Annotated in this window: 12 protein-coding genes; 7 read left to right on the top strand and 5 right to left on the bottom strand. The window is 54.3% G+C overall.

Annotation, left to right across the window (positions count from 1 at the left end):
• Positions 1-262 precede the first annotated feature (262 nt).
• A complete protein-coding gene (locus DW806_RS14570) occupies positions 263-502 on the bottom strand; it encodes a hypothetical protein (RefSeq protein WP_118730412.1) in 240 nt (79 codons plus the stop codon).
• Between the two features lie 1,134 nt (positions 503-1,636).
• Between DW806_RS14570 and rpsO the strand changes: the two genes are divergently transcribed.
• Together rpsO and DW806_RS14560 are read left to right on the top strand one after the other, a co-directional pair.
• Positions 1,637-1,903, top strand: a complete 267-nt coding sequence (rpsO, locus tag DW806_RS14565) for a 30S ribosomal protein S15 (RefSeq protein WP_110435855.1) — start codon at positions 1,637-1,639, stop codon at positions 1,901-1,903.
• 327 nt (positions 1,904-2,230) lie between these two features.
• Positions 2,231-4,354, top strand: a complete 2,124-nt coding sequence (locus DW806_RS14560) for a polyribonucleotide nucleotidyltransferase (protein ID WP_118361866.1) — start codon at positions 2,231-2,233, stop codon at positions 4,352-4,354.
• 56 nt (positions 4,355-4,410) lie between these two features.
• Here the strand turns inward: DW806_RS14560 and DW806_RS14555 are convergent, their stop codons facing one another.
• Entirely contained in the window at positions 4,411-4,614 is a 204-nt protein-coding gene (locus tag DW806_RS14555; protein WP_110435853.1) for a helix-turn-helix domain-containing protein, read from the bottom strand.
• A gap of 477 nt (positions 4,615-5,091) precedes the next feature.
• On the opposite strand from DW806_RS14555, the gene DW806_RS14550 reads away from it, so the two are divergent.
• Entirely contained in the window at positions 5,092-6,084 is a 993-nt protein-coding gene (locus tag DW806_RS14550; protein ID WP_116705663.1) for a DnaD domain protein, read from the top strand.
• Positions 6,085-6,087: 3 nt separating this feature from the next.
• Positions 6,088-7,083, top strand: a complete 996-nt coding sequence (locus tag DW806_RS14545) for an ATP-binding protein (protein ID WP_118730411.1) — start codon at positions 6,088-6,090, stop codon at positions 7,081-7,083.
• A 96-nt stretch (positions 7,084-7,179) separates the two neighbouring features.
• Here the strand turns inward: DW806_RS14545 and DW806_RS14540 are convergent, their stop codons facing one another.
• The 3 genes from DW806_RS14540 to DW806_RS14525 form a co-directional block, all read right to left on the bottom strand.
• Positions 7,180-7,842: a YczE/YyaS/YitT family protein gene (locus tag DW806_RS14540; protein WP_118730410.1), complete on the bottom strand. Its 663-nt coding sequence runs from the start codon at positions 7,840-7,842 to the stop codon at positions 7,180-7,182.
• A 17-nt stretch (positions 7,843-7,859) separates the two neighbouring features.
• On the bottom strand, positions 7,860-8,276 hold the full coding sequence (locus DW806_RS14535) for a MarR family winged helix-turn-helix transcriptional regulator (RefSeq protein ID WP_117492503.1): 417 nt from the start codon (positions 8,274-8,276) through the stop codon (positions 7,860-7,862).
• A gap of 699 nt (positions 8,277-8,975) precedes the next feature.
• Complete coding sequence (locus DW806_RS14525) at positions 8,976-9,998, bottom strand: LacI family DNA-binding transcriptional regulator (RefSeq protein ID WP_118730408.1); 1,023 nt, start codon at positions 9,996-9,998, stop codon at positions 8,976-8,978.
• A gap of 307 nt (positions 9,999-10,305) precedes the next feature.
• On the opposite strand from DW806_RS14525, the gene DW806_RS14515 reads away from it, so the two are divergent.
• The 3 genes from DW806_RS14515 to DW806_RS14505 all read left to right on the top strand — a co-directional run bounded on the left by DW806_RS14515 (position 10,306) and on the right by DW806_RS14505 (position 14,006).
• Positions 10,306-11,967, top strand: a complete 1,662-nt coding sequence (locus tag DW806_RS14515) for a solute:sodium symporter family transporter (protein ID WP_243022786.1) — start codon at positions 10,306-10,308, stop codon at positions 11,965-11,967.
• A 56-nt stretch (positions 11,968-12,023) separates the two neighbouring features.
• Positions 12,024-12,899 carry a sugar phosphate isomerase/epimerase family protein gene (locus tag DW806_RS14510; RefSeq protein ID WP_117492511.1) on the top strand — a complete coding sequence of 292 codons (876 nt, stop codon included), beginning with the start codon at positions 12,024-12,026 and terminating at the stop codon, positions 12,897-12,899.
• Positions 12,900-12,977: 78 nt separating this feature from the next.
• Positions 12,978-14,006, top strand: coding sequence for a sugar ABC transporter substrate-binding protein (locus DW806_RS14505; protein ID WP_243022785.1), 1,029 nt, complete (start codon positions 12,978-12,980; stop codon positions 14,004-14,006).
• Positions 14,007-14,115 lie beyond the last annotated feature (109 nt).

Here is a 14,115-nt window from a genome sequence, read left to right as displayed (position 1 = left end):
GGTTGTTCCGATGATGATCGACGCAATCAAGGCTGCTAAGGAGTCTAAGTAATCATCTGATTGCTTTTTGAAGCGCCGTACTGCCTGCGACCTCCCGGTTTGCGGCGGGTTTTGGAGCCCCGCTTGCAATATCCGCCATGCCCGCGGAAAGCGCAGCACGCTGCTTCTGATTGTATAAGAAAAGCCGCAGAGCATTGCTCTGCGGCTTTTTTCGGCACAAAATAAAGAGAAAGAGCCTGTCTGCGCTGCAGACAGGCTCTTTTCAATCCAGATAATCGCCTACCAGACTCCGGTTGTACTGCTTGATGATACGAATGACTACCGAACCATCCTCCTGCTCCGCCTCGTCTACGATCTTATAGCGCGTGCGGTTCCGCTCCAGTGCCTGCTTGTAGTGCTCGACTTCCTCGCGCACCAGGCGCACCGCAATACTGTGCTCCAAATCCTCCTTCAGCTGGAAATGCAGGGTCTGACAAATGCACGCCGCCTTAATCCGCTTCATGTCCATTCCTCCTGTTTTGTTTGTGCAGAACGGAAAAAGGACGCACAATGTGCGCCCCTACGGTCATTTGTAAGTGCAGGTTGATCAAATCAATGAAATTCGCCAACACGCGGAGTGATGAGTTCATCCCTCCCCTCCGGTAAAGCATTAGCGGCATATAAACTTCGCAGGTGCTATGCGAAATAACGCGCAAACGAGTTGCGCGACACTGTTATCCCCCAGGGGACCTTCTCTTGCCCTTCGGGCAATTCACCTTGTGTCGCGTCTGCGTAGAGTTGCCGGTATGTGTAGCAGAACGGCATCCGAGAACTGCGTATAGGTCGAGTAATGGACGCGTAATGCGCGTTCCTACGCAAGAGTAACCCGACTGCCGTTCCCCTATTCCGAAGCGGTCGCCGCTCTCTGATTGCCGCCGTGCTGTCCGAATAAGGGAAAGATAGGAGTTCAAAGAGGAAGGGAAACCGCAGGTGTCCCTTCCTTTTTGCCCCCGCGGTGGGCACCGCAACGTCCCCGCCGTCCGCAGACGGCGCACTCCCCGCTGAGGTGCAGCGAGAAATTTTCCGCCCGTCAGGACGAACCGCCTGCGCGGTTCGGGCATCCCGCCCAGCCGGTGCAGAAAACAGGTATGCGCCCCCGTTTTTCCCATTCGGAAAAAGTACCCCAAAACGAATAAAAACGCGACATCAGGCCGCGCTGCTGCACCGCCCCGTCGCGTTTCTTAGCAATAAATAAAAACGGCAGCGAGCGAGAAGAACTCTCAAGCCCTCCACCGATGATGGTAGTAATTATAGCACTCTGCCTCTCGCCGGACAAGATTCAAATGTGCCAAAATCGCATTTACAATTCATTCATAATTGTACAATCCGACAATTCACGCAGCAGTATTCCGCAGAAACTGACAACTTGTACAAAAACATGCCTGTTTTTTCGTCAAACGCGCGTCTGCTTTCGAGATTTTATGCTGAAATCCGCGAAAATCGCTTTACAAACAGTCATTTTCATGGTAATATAAATATACTTTCGCCCCGCGCTTAGCTGACGGACAAAGGGAGCGTTCTTATCGCCTCCATTCACCAAGCCGCGGCCCGGCCTGTGGGTGAGTAAAATTTTATTTATGAAAGGTGAACTACCGACATGATCCGTAAGGAAGACAAGACTGCCGTTATCGAGGCAAACCGTACCCACGCTACCGACACCGGTTCCCCGGAGGTTCAGGTTGCAATCCTGACCGCCCGCATCAAGGAGCTGACCGAGCACCTGAAGGTACACAAGAAGGATAACCACTCTCGCCGCGGTCTGCTGAAGATGGTTGGTCAGCGTCGTTCTATGCTGGCTTACCTGCAGAAGAAGGACATCAACCGTTACCGTGCCCTGATCGCTAAGCTGGGTATCCGTAAGTAAGAAAATGCGAAAATAGGGGAGCAGTCTGCTCCCCTGTTTCTGTATTTTAAGCTGGGCGGCATTATCGCTTTTTAGCAGTTGAAAGAGAGACCAAATCATGCAGAGCATGATCCGGAATTGAAAATTGAGAATTGAAAATGGAAAATAGCGCTCTCCTTGCGCGAGTTCCGTCCGCGCTGCGCTAGTTGCGCTACGCGCTTATTCAATTATCGCGCAGTGCGCAATACAGCAATTCTGCATTCTCCATTTTCCATTCCGCTTGGTTTTTGTTTCAAGTGCTAAAAAAGCTGCTGCCGCCCTCCCCAAACGATTAAAGGAGGAAACAAAATGGCAAACATCAACCACTTTGACTTCAAAAACTACCGCGTTTTTGAGACCGAGATCGCCGGCCGCAAGCTGACCGTCGAGACCGGCAAGATGGCACAGCTCGCTAACGGCTCCTGCCTGGTTCGCTACGGCGAGACCGCTGTTCTCGTTACTGCTACCGCATCCGCTAAGCCGCGTGACGGCATCGACTTTTTCCCGCTCTCCGTTGACTTTGAGGAGCGTATGTACGCAGTAGGCCGCATTCCCGGCTCGTTCATGCGCCGTGAGGGCCGTCCGTCCGAGAAGGCGATCCTGTCCTCTCGTCAGATCGACCGTCCGATGCGTCCGCTGTTCCCGAAGGACCTGCGCAACGACGTCTCCATCGTCTGCACCGTTCTGGAGAACGACTACGACAACTCTCCGGAGGTAGTTGCTCTGCTGGGCGCTTCCATCGCAGTTTCTATCTCTGATATTCCGTTCGACTACGTTGTAGCCGGTTGCCAGGTTGGCATCGTTGACGGCAAGACCGTTATCAACCCGACCTCCGAGCAGCGCAAGGTATCCGAGATGGACGTTACCCTGTGTGCTACCAAGGACAAGATCGTTATGATCGAGGCCGGTGCACAGGAAGTTCCGGAGGACGATATGTTCAACGCACTCATGGAAGCACATGAGGAGCTGAAGAAGGTTTGCGCATTCATCCAGTCCATCAAGGACGAGATCGGCAAGCCGAAGTTCGAGTATGAGCATCATGACATCGACCACGACCTGTTCGACAAGCTCGAGGCAGCCTGCAACGACAAGTTCGAGGTTGCTATGGATACCGACGACAAGACCGTTCGTGACGCCGGCGTGCGCGCTATCGTTGACGAGTTTGAAGCAACTCTGGACGAAGAGTACAAGGAAGAGCACGGCGCTAACCTTGGCGAGTGCGTAGACAAGCTGCAGAAGAAGATCGTTCGCCGCTGGCTGGCAAACGGCAAGCGCGTAGATGGCCGCGGCATGGAAGAGGTTCGTCCGCTGGCTGCCGAGGTTCACGTTCTGCCGCGCGTACACGGTTCCGGCATGTTCACCCGCGGTCAGACTCAGGTTCTGACCCTCTGCACCCTGGGCACTCTGGGCGATGCGCAGGAGCTGGACACCATCTTCGAAGAGAAGGAAAAGCGCTATATCCACCACTACAACTTCCCGTCCTTCTCTGTTGGCGAAACCCGTCCGTCCCGCGGTCCCGGCCGTCGTGAGATCGGTCACGGCGCACTGGCTGAGCGTGCTCTGCTGCCGGTTATCCCGCCGGTAAGCGAGTTCCCGTACGCTCTGCGTCTGGTTTCCGAGGTTATTTCCTCCAACGGCTCCACCTCTCAGGGCTCTGTCTGCGGTTCCACGCTGGCTCTGATGGACGCCGGTGTTCCGATCAAGGCACCGGTTGCCGGTATTTCCTGCGGTCTGATCACCGACGGCGGTCAGGAGACCACCTTCACCGATATCCAGGGCGTTGAGGACTTCTACGGCGATATGGACTTTAAGGTAGCAGGTACCAAGAAGGGTATCACCGCTATTCAGGTTGATATCAAGGTTGACGGTCTGACCCCGAACATCATCAAGCAGGCGTTTGAGAAGTGCCGCGTAGCCCGCTACGGCATTCTGGACGAGATCATGCTCAAGGCTATCCCGCAGCCGCGTGAGGACGTTTCCGACTGGGCACCGAAGATGACCACCATGCACATCAATCCGGACAAGATCCGCGAGGTTATCGGCAAGGGCGGTTCTGTAATCCAGAACATCGTTGCTGAGTCCGGTGCAAAGGTTGACATCGAGGATGACGGTACCGTTACCATCGCTGCCGTTAAGGCTACCGATGCAGACAAGGCGAAGAAGATGATCGAAGCGATCGTCAAGGAGCCGGAGCCGGGCGAGATCTACTACGGCAAGGTCGTTCGTCTGATGAACTTCGGCGCATTCGTAAACCTGCTGCCGGGCAAGGACGGCATGGTTCACATCTCCAAGATGGCTGACCACCGCATCGAGAAGGTCGAGGACGCTGTCAAGGAAGGCGACATGGTTTGGGTCAAGGTCATGGAGATCGACGACAAGGGCCGTGTAAACCTGTCCATGAAGGACGTTAAGCCGGAAGAGAAGATTCTGTAATTGAATTTCGGCTGAAATAAGGGAAAAAGGCTTCGGAGCGTGGCTCCGAAGCCTTTTTATTCATCCGGGATATACTCGATAATGTCCGAAACACTGCAGTTTAGGATAAAGCACAATGTATCCAGCGTTTTCAGTGTGATTGTTTTACCGTGCTTCATGCGGTGCAGAATATTGGCGGAAAAGCCCTGTTTGTAAATTAAATGGTATTCTGTAACGCCTTTTTCTAAAAGCGTCCGGTAAAACGGAGCGTAACTGATCATGTACGATCACCTCACGCACAACATAACACGACCTAATATATTGACTATGCCCAATATATTGAGTATAATGTGTGTGAGGTGAGCTTATGGCTGAATTTTGTCTGGATTGTCTCAACCGTCTGGAGGGCACCTGCTATACCAAATGGGATGTTGCACTCTCTTGGAGCAAAGATATCTGCGAAGGCTGCAGTCAGCTTCGCCGAACCGTGATTTGCCTGCGTAAGCGGACAATTCAACGGCAATATCTCGGTTTATATGATGATAATCACCGCAAATCACGCAAATAAACCCATATTGACTTCCCCCTTAAAACCGCTATAATGAAGATAGCAAAAGAGCGCAGCCGATGGCGGCTACGCTCTCACCAGTTTACGAAGAAAACCAAGAGTTTCCTCGGTTTTCTGCTTTTATTGTGGCACATATTCTGTTACTCTCTGCAATTCTTCCCTCTTCAAATGAAGAGGGATTTATGCTATAATGAGGGGTACACCAAAATCCACCGGAAAGAAGGACAAGCCCATGACCTCTGTGCTGCTGCCCGAGGGCGAACTGCGCGTAGCACGCTGCGACATGCTCGACAAGCTGATCGCGGTCGGCGACGGCGATGCGGCGCTGCTGTATCTTTATATCCTGCGGCACGGCGGCACGGACGGCTCCGCTGCAGCGCGCGCCCTGCGTCTGAGCGCCGACCGCTACGAACGTGCGGCATTCACGCTCAACAACCTGATCGCGCCGACGGAAAAAACCAAAGCAGCAACCGACAAATCCGCCGAAGCGCCGCGCTACACCGGCGATGAGCTGCGCCGTGCCCGTCTGGACGACCAGACCTTCTCCGGCCTTTGCGATGCAGCAGAGGGCATTACAGGCCGTGCGCTGACTGAGGGTCAGCTGCGCTGTCTGCTGACCATTTACGACTATCTCGGTCTGGACGCAGGTGCAACGATTGAGTTGCTCAGCTATCTGAAAAGCGAAAAGGGAACGGTCCGCACGACCGATCTGCGCCGCGAAGCCAACCAGTGGGCCGATATGGGCATTGTCACCGCGCAGGCGGCCCAGCAGTACCTGACACGCCGTGCGGACGAAAAACCGCTCAGCGAGGCGATCTACCGTGCACTCGGTGCGGATACCGAGCAGCCCGCGCCCAAGGAGCAGCGCGTCTGCCGCTTTGCACTGGCGCACGGCTTCCCTGCCGACGCAGTGGAGCTGGCGGTGCACCGCACCGGTCAAAAGCAGGGACACAAAAGTCTGGATTACACGCTCGGCATTCTGCGCCGATGGGACAATGCGGGCGTACATACGGTCAGCGAAATCACCGCTCTCGAGCCGGAAACCCGCACGTCTGCCGTGTCTGCCGTGCCTGCCGCCGTCGGTCAGACACCCGCACAGCCGACCGACAGCGCCACGCTCGCCGCTTGGGAGCAGGACTGGGCTGCACGCGTGCGCAGTCATCGCCGCAACACGGAGGAATAACCTATGGCATACGATAAAAAACTGCTCGCCGCCGCACGGCGCGAGCTGGAACGCGAGCGCACGGCTCACACCGAGGAGCTGGAAGCGCGCCGGCGTGAGATTTACACACGCGAGCCGCGTATCCGCGCAATCGACCGCGAGCTGAGCACCACGGCAGCGTCTGTTCTGCGGGCCGCAATGGAGTCCGGCGGAGACCCGACGGCTGCAATCGAGAAGCTGCGCGACCGCAATCTTGGTCTGCAGGAGGAACGCGGCGACCTGCTCCGGCAGCTTGGACTTCCCGCCGATTATCTGACCGACAAGCCGCTGTGCCCAAAATGCGGCGACACCGGCTACGCCGGCAGTGCGACCTGCGAGTGCGTCAAGGCGCGCTACGCCAAGCTGCTCAAGGAGCAGCTTTCCTCAGTGCTGCCGATTGCCGATCAGAACTTTTCCAAGTTCGACATGAGCTTTTACTCCACCCGCCCAGATGGCCGCAGCGGTATTTCGCCGCGCGAAAATATGGAATATAATCTGGGCGAATGCAAGGCTTATGCCGCAAAATTCGGCAAGGATTCCCCCAATCTGCTGCTGTTTGGCTCGACCGGTCTGGGCAAGACCTTTCTCTCTACCTGCATTGCCGAGGCGGTCTCCGCACGCGGATTTTCCGTGGCCTACGACACCGCCATCAACATTGTTGCCGCGTATGAGACCATCAAGTTCGGCTCCGGTGACGGCGAAGCCGCCGCAGAACGCGCTGCACGCTATGAGCGCGCCGACCTGCTCATTATCGACGATATGGGCACCGAAATGGGCACCGCCTTCACGGTTTCCGCGCTGTACAACCTGATCAACAACCGCCTGATGGCTAAGCGCCCCATGATCATCAACACCAACTTGCTGCCGGAAACGCTCAGCGAGAAATACTCGCCTGCCGTGGCCTCCCGCCTGCTCGGCGAGTTTCTGCCGCTGCGGTTCTTCGGCGATGATATCCGGCTGCTGAAAATGCGCAGAACATAAACAAATCCCTCTCTTTTTTGCGAGAAAGAGAGGGATTTTTAGGCAACACCGCATAATTGAACAAGAGCGATTTGCGAGGAATTTTGCGGTGTTGCCTCAGATTTCAGATTGTTTGCCGAGCAGCTTATCGCGCCAGCGACCAAACCGATGCGTAATCATGCGCAGCTCGATACCGACAAGCAGCGCCGCGATAACCGTACCGATGCCGACGCTGCCCAGTCCGTGCAGGAAGATCAGGCAGGTGATGAGCGAAATGATGACCATGGACACATCAAACGCGATCTTGACGGTCGGGAACGGCTTGCCTGTCAGCGTGGAGATGGCCAGCATCGCGCCTTCACCGGCCAGCGGCATAATGTCCGCCGGAACGTAGAAAAAGATGCCGATTGCAACGAAAACAGTGGCAATCCAGCACATCAGCAAACGGATAATCAGGTTGTCCGTCGATGGAAATATCGCCGCGAGCGTGTTGCAGGTGGTTGTGAATGCGCCGAACACCATGCCGACCGGAATCTGCAGCAGATTTTTGCATTCAAAGCGGCGGCGCATCAGCAGCATTTGCAGGATGACCAGAATAACGTGGAAAATGACGGTCGCAACGCCCATCTCAATGCCCCATACACAGGTCATGGTGTATGGGATGGAGCTGACCGGCGACACGCCGAGATTGGACTTGACCGACAGTGCAATGCCGATAGTCATGACGAAGAAGCCGCCGAAGTAATACAGCAGCCGAATACCGAGTTTAGAGCCTTTCATGCCTATTTTATCCCCTTTTAGTTGTTTAGATTGCGATAAATACGCTCGAGCAGGGTCTGTACCTGCTGCATCTCCTGCGGTGAGAAGCCGCGCAGCGCCTCCTCTTCTGCGGCTGCAAAGATAGCATTCAAGCGGCGGCACTGCTCCCGGCCGAGGTCGGTCAGGCGGACATACACCGTACGGCGGTTTTCGTCGCGTGTGCTGCGTTCGAGCAGTCCGGCGCGTTCCATTCCCCCGAGGATAGTAGAAAGCGAGGACGGCTCGATATGGCAGCCTTGGGCGATATCCTTTTGCATGGCGCCGTCGTGATCCTGCAGAAAGTCCAACACTTTAGGCTGGCCGGTGGTCAGACCGAGCGGTTTGATGCGTGACATGACAAGTTTCTGCAGCATGGCATGGTCAGCCATGAGCAGGTAATGGGTGGAAAATTCCATTGCGTTCTCCTTTGTTCTAATTCAAACAGTTCGCTTTCTAATTATATATCTACGAGTTTTTATTGTCAATTTGTATTTTCTTATACTTATTGTTATATTTTCTTTCTTTATTATAGATTACTTTTCGTTATATTATCATTAGATATAACTTTATGCTGTTTCTAACGATTCTACGCCTGCGCGGCGCGCAGCGCGTACGCCGATGGCACGGAACGGTGCCGTCGGAGAGTACAAATCGGAATAGCTCAACGAATCTCGCAAAACTTTGGATATTAAAGACGAATACAGCAAGATTTTGCTTGTATATTATTCAAAACACCGCAGTTTTCTCGGAACAAGTGTATAATAAAAATATTGGTTTATTATTAGTAAAATAAAACGAGAGCGTATAGCTTGAAATTGCTATACGCTCTCAGTCTGTCAAAAAAGTATTATTTTAATTTTTACGCTTCGTGCGGTAGCACGCATTTAATAGAATTTCAAAGCAAATTCATAAAAATCGGGGGCGTGTACCTCGGTTTTTATACTTTAAGAGGGAGAAAGTTTCCGAATGGGAACTTTCGGACGTCCGTGTTTTGCGAAGTCAAAACACAGATTGTCGGAAAAACAAAGTTTTTCGACAGTCTCAGAGCGTATAGCTTGAAATTGCTATACGCTCTTTTTATGGTCTTGCAATCTATTTGAAAAAAGCATGAATTTTTACACATTTCCGCGGAATTTAATCGTAATATCCGTCATATTCATGCGCTCTTTGGGGAACTGATGGCGCTCAAGGTAGTCGTAGAGCAGACGGATTGGGAGCGTGCCCTGTGTTTTGACGTCCTGCCCGATGATGAAATCGACCGTACCGTTTTTGACCATTTTGATGTTGCCCTCGGTGATATCGTGAACGACGATGTGCAGCTTTTCGCTGCGATGTGCGGCGTGCACGGCGCGGTAAACGCCCTCCCGTCCTGCGGAGGTCAGATAGATGCCGCGCAGCTCGCTGTCCGACTGAATGGCGCGCATAGCGATGCGCTCGGAAAGGCTTTCGTCGAGGAACGAGCATTCCGGGTGCAGAACCCGGATATCCGGAAAACTCTCCGCCATTTCGGTGCTGAAGCCGGTAAAACGCTGCGAGTCGGCATAGTGACCGCTGCGCTGCCCCAGAATCGGCAGCACGCTGCCGTGCCCCTGCATGACCATGCCGAGCAGCGCAGCGGCGGCGCGGCCGCTCGCGATGTTGTCCGTGCCGACATAGGCGATACGGTTCGCGTCGGTGATGTCCGTATTGAGCGTCACGACAGGGATGCCCTGCTGCTCACTGAGCGTGTTTATCCTGTCGCGCACGAGCGTGTTCGCGAGCGGCATGAGCGCGAGGCCGTCGATGTGCTCGGTCGTTACCAGCTCATCGATCAGCGTCAGCTGATGCTGCACATCCGTGTCCTGCATCGCGCGCACAATGACCGTGATGTTCGGGAGAAGCTCACGCTCGGAAAAGCTCTCGAACAGCTCGCACAGCATCTGCACGAAGGGCGAATGGTCGGAGTGGAGCACCACGCCGATCTTCCACTGCTGCATCTGCTGCATGACGAGGCGGTTTGAGATATAGCCCATTTCGCGCGCCGTCGCGCGGATGCGCTCCGCAACTTCCTCGCGTACACCCTCCTTGTGGTGCAGGGCGCGGTCCACCGTTCCGCGCGACACCCCGCAGCGGTCAGCAATCTGCTGCATCGTTACCATAAAATCACTCTCCTGCGTTATCTGTACTTATACTATATCATAAAATACAGTCGTGCGCCAGATGTTACATCTGCACGAAAATGTTGTGCTGCACATCGCCAATGATACAATGATAGCGTCATTTTTGTGCATAATATCGTAAACACTCGCAATCTTAATATGCACAATCACGATATAATGCACGGATAAATGATAGTGCGCCCAAGCTATTGCAACCGGAAATCCACTGTGATATTCTGTGATTGTCAAGTGAACAAGGCCATTCACAAAACCGAAAAATTCCCCAAAAGAGAGTGAGAGAAACAAAATGTCATTTTTCAGTTCCATGATCTGGATCGCGCTGAGCTTCCTGTTTTTCACCGTCATGGTGGCAGTCATTTCAGCGTGGAAGACCAGAGATGACAAGCTCGACACCGCCGAGGGATACTTCCTCGCGGGGCGCGGACTGCCGGGTATTGTCATTGCAGGCTCGCTGCTGCTGACCAACCTGTCCGCAGAACAGCTGGTCGGCACAAACGGTCAGGGCTGGGCTTCCAATATGAGTCCGATCGGCTGGGAGGTCGGTGCACTGTTCACGCTGTTTGCACTGGCATTGTGGTTCCTGCCGACCTACCTCAAAATGGGCACGACCACCATCCCGCAGCTGATGGAAGCACGCTTTGGCCGCGGCACCAAGCTGATGTTCTCGTTCGTCATCGTTGTGATGTACTCCATCCTCAATCTGCCGGTCATCCTTTACTCCGGTGCAGTTGTATTTGAGAATATCTTCGATATTTCCGGTATCTTCGGCATCAGCAAGTTCCAGGCTGTTGCAATTCTGTGTGTCGTTATCGGCATTATCGGCGGCTGCTACGCCATCTTCGGCGGTTTGAAGGCGGTTGCCGTATCCGACACCATCAACGGCATCGGCCTTATCATCGGCGGTCTGATGATCCCGTTCCTCGCGCTGACGTTGCTGGGTCACGAGACCACCGGCGGCGGTCTCGTAGAAGGTGTCAAGTACCTCGTACAAACCGAACCCGAAAAGCTCAACGCATGGGCTTCGTGGGATGCTGCTGAACCGGCTCTGCCGTGGCCGCTCATCTTCACGGGAATGTTCTTCAACAACCTGTACTGGTGGTGCACGAATCAGTCCTTTGTACAGCGCGCACTTGCTGCAAAGAGCCTGAAGGAAGGTCAGAAGGGCGCGATCTACTGCGGTTTCCTCAAGACCATCGGCTTCTTCTATCTGGTACTGCCGGGCGTTATCGCTTACCACCTGCCGTCCATTCAGGACAAGCTAGCGGCGGCCGGTTCCTCCGCGATCGACTTTGCTTATCCGGCACTGGTTTCCGCCGTTGTTCCCAAGCCGGTCATGGGCTTCTTCGCTGCTGTTCTGTTCGGCGCGATCCTGTCCTCGTTCAACTCGGTGCTCAACTCCGCATCGACCATGTTTACCCTCGACCTGTACCGCACCGCCATCAATCCGAAGGCTTCGGATATGCAGTGCGTCAAGGTCGGCAAGATCTACGGCACCTGCGCCGGTACAGTCGCTATCTGCGTGGCACCGTTCGTTATGTTCGCACAGGGCATCACGACCTTCCTCAACTCTATGAGCCAGTTCGTTTCCCTGCCGATCCTGTTCACCGTACTCGGCGCGCTGATCTTCCGCAAGGCACCGAAGTACGCGCCCAAGGTCATCACCGCTGTTCACGTTATCGCTTACGGCGCGTTTATGATCATCAAGCCCTGTTACCCCACCTCGGGTGAGCCAATTCATTATCTGTACGCCATCGCTGTGCTGTTCGTCGTTGAATTTGCCATCATGTGGTATCTGAACAAATACCGCGGCACAGAAGAATATGTTCCGGCCGATGTCGGCGCAGTTGATTTGACCCCGTGGAAGTATCGCCATATCGTATGTATCATCGGTATCATTCTGGCGATCGGCATCTACATTCTGTTTTCGCCCATCGGCATTGCCGCATGAGTATAATAAAGTCCAACCAAGAACCTAATTGAGAAAAGAAAAGGAGAACAATTACCATGAAACTCGGATTTAATGAAGCAAATGACCGTTTCTGCAAGAACCACAGTGTTATGATGGACCTCGAGCTGTGCGAGAAATACGGCTTCGACTGCATTGACATTCAGTCGGAGTGCCTGAACCGCGATCTGGAAGCCGGCAAGATCACCCTCGAGGAGATGGGCGCATGGTTCCAGAGCCACCACCTCAAGATGCTTTCCTACAATGCGCTGTGCTTCTTCAACATGAAGCAGACGCAGGAGGAAAAGGACGCCGTGATGGCTGAGCTGGACGAGATCATTCGCCGCTGCAACATCCTCGGCTGCAAGATGATCGTTGTCGTACCGAGCAAGGACATGAAGGAGCGCGGCCTGACCCCGACCCGCAAGGAGATCCGCGAGGATGCAGTTGCTGTTCTCAAGGAAATGGTTAAGAAGTGCGAGCCGCATGGCATCCGCCTGAGCCTTGAGTTCTGCGGCGAGCCGTCCATGACCATCAACCGCTTCGAGGACGCTTACGCAATCGTTGAGGAAGTAAACAGCCCGCTGGTTGGTGTAACGCTCGATCAGTACCACTTCTACGCAATGGGCTCCGGCTGGGACACGCTCGAAAAGGCAGACGGCAAGAAGATTTTCGTATGGCACCTGAACGGCACCGAGGATATGCCCTGCGGCGCATATTACAACAACGACGAAAAGCGTCTGTGGCCGGGCGCCGAGGGCGACTGCCTGCCTCATGCGCGCTACGCAGATACCCTCAAGAAGATCGGCTTTGACGGCGACTGCTGCACCATCGAGATCTTCCGTCCGGCATACTATGAGATGTCGCAGGAGGAGAACGTAAAGAAGTCCGCAGAAGTCACCCGCGCACACGTTGAAAAATACGCACAGTTCTAATATCGTAAAATCAGCAGTATCTCACAGCATATTCCCCAGCATTTGTCACATTTTTTGATCTGTAAAGGAGAATTTATTATGAGCTATCTGAAGAAAATCGGCGCACTGTTTGTTTCCTCCGCATTGATGACATCCATGCTCGCAGGCTGCGGCTCGTCCTCCGATTCCACCGGCGGCAACGGCTCTCAGGCTGAGGGCGGCGATGGCAATTACAACATTTCCATCGTGTTCAAGACCACCTCGAACGAATACACCCAGTACATGATGGCAGGCGCTGAAAAAGCGGCGGCCGAGACCGGCGCGGTGCTCGACATGAAGGGCGCGACCTCGGAAACCGCCTATGACGAGCAGCAGAATATGATCGAAACCGATCTGCACGCCAACAAGTATGACGCGATGATTATCGCACCGCTTCAGGGCGATATGGCGACCACGCTGGTGAGCGGCACGGATATGCCCATCTTCGCAATCGATACGGACTTTAATGCACCGGAGAAGATTTCGTTCATCGGCATCGGCCAGAAGGATGCAGCGGCAAGCGGCGGCGCAAAGGCTGTCGAGGCGGCCAAGGCAGCCGGCTGGGATAAGATCGAAGCAGCTTATATTGCGGGTGTTCAGGGTGACTCCACCGCCGATGCACGCCGCACCGGTTTCCAGGAAGGCATTGACGGCGCAGGCGGCACGTTCCTCGCGGACGAGGTGCAGTATGCAGACGCCGTAGCAGATAAGGCAACCGTCTGCATGGAAGGCATCATGCAGAGCCATCCGGAGGGTCTGGCTATCATCGCCTGCCACAATGACGACTGTGCAATCGCGGCAGCGCGTGCAGCAGCGAACAATCCGGCTTATGCAAAGACCATCTTCATCGGCTTTGACGGCAATATCACCGCAGCACAGTCCATCCTCGATGGCGGCGAGACCATGACCGTTGCACAGAGCGGCTACGATCAGGGCTATCAGGCGGTTAAGACCGTTGTGGCACATCTGAACGGCGAAAAGGTAGACAGCTTTGTTGACTGCGGCACCAATGTCATCGACAGCACCACCGCCGAGGACTACATGGCAACCCTCAAGAGCCAGATGGACGGCAAAGCAGTTGCACAGTAAACCGTAATACCATGCGCTGCACTTGCGGCAGTAAGTGCAGTGTATCTATTAAACAATCACGTTTCTATAAGGAGAGAATTCCAATGGGCATTTTGAAAATTGGCGTTGT

Source organism: Butyricicoccus sp. AM32-19, from assembly GCF_003480365.1.
Taxonomy (GTDB): domain Bacteria; phylum Bacillota; class Clostridia; order Oscillospirales; family Butyricicoccaceae; genus Agathobaculum; species Agathobaculum butyriciproducens.
This window is presented reverse-complemented; position numbering and strand designations above follow the sequence as displayed.

Coding starts and splice junctions, on each gene's coding strand:
- DW806_RS14570 (WP_118730412.1), bottom strand. CDS start 502: ATGAAGCGGATTAAGGCGGCGTGCATTTGTCAGACCCTGCATTTCCAG.
- rpsO (WP_110435855.1), top strand. CDS start 1,637: ATGATCCGTAAGGAAGACAAGACTGCCGTTATCGAGGCAAACCGTACC.
- DW806_RS14560 (WP_118361866.1), top strand. CDS start 2,231: ATGGCAAACATCAACCACTTTGACTTCAAAAACTACCGCGTTTTTGAG.
- DW806_RS14555 (WP_110435853.1), bottom strand. CDS start 4,614: ATGATCAGTTACGCTCCGTTTTACCGGACGCTTTTAGAAAAAGGCGTT.
- DW806_RS14550 (WP_116705663.1), top strand. CDS start 5,092: ATGAGGGGTACACCAAAATCCACCGGAAAGAAGGACAAGCCCATGACC.
- DW806_RS14545 (WP_118730411.1), top strand. CDS start 6,088: ATGGCATACGATAAAAAACTGCTCGCCGCCGCACGGCGCGAGCTGGAA.
- DW806_RS14540 (WP_118730410.1), bottom strand. CDS start 7,842: ATGAAAGGCTCTAAACTCGGTATTCGGCTGCTGTATTACTTCGGCGGC.
- DW806_RS14535 (WP_117492503.1), bottom strand. CDS start 8,276: ATGGAATTTTCCACCCATTACCTGCTCATGGCTGACCATGCCATGCTG.
- DW806_RS14525 (WP_118730408.1), bottom strand. CDS start 9,998: ATGGTAACGATGCAGCAGATTGCTGACCGCTGCGGGGTGTCGCGCGGA.
- DW806_RS14515 (WP_243022786.1), top strand. CDS start 10,306: ATGTCATTTTTCAGTTCCATGATCTGGATCGCGCTGAGCTTCCTGTTT.
- DW806_RS14510 (WP_117492511.1), top strand. CDS start 12,024: ATGAAACTCGGATTTAATGAAGCAAATGACCGTTTCTGCAAGAACCAC.
- DW806_RS14505 (WP_243022785.1), top strand. CDS start 12,978: ATGAGCTATCTGAAGAAAATCGGCGCACTGTTTGTTTCCTCCGCATTG.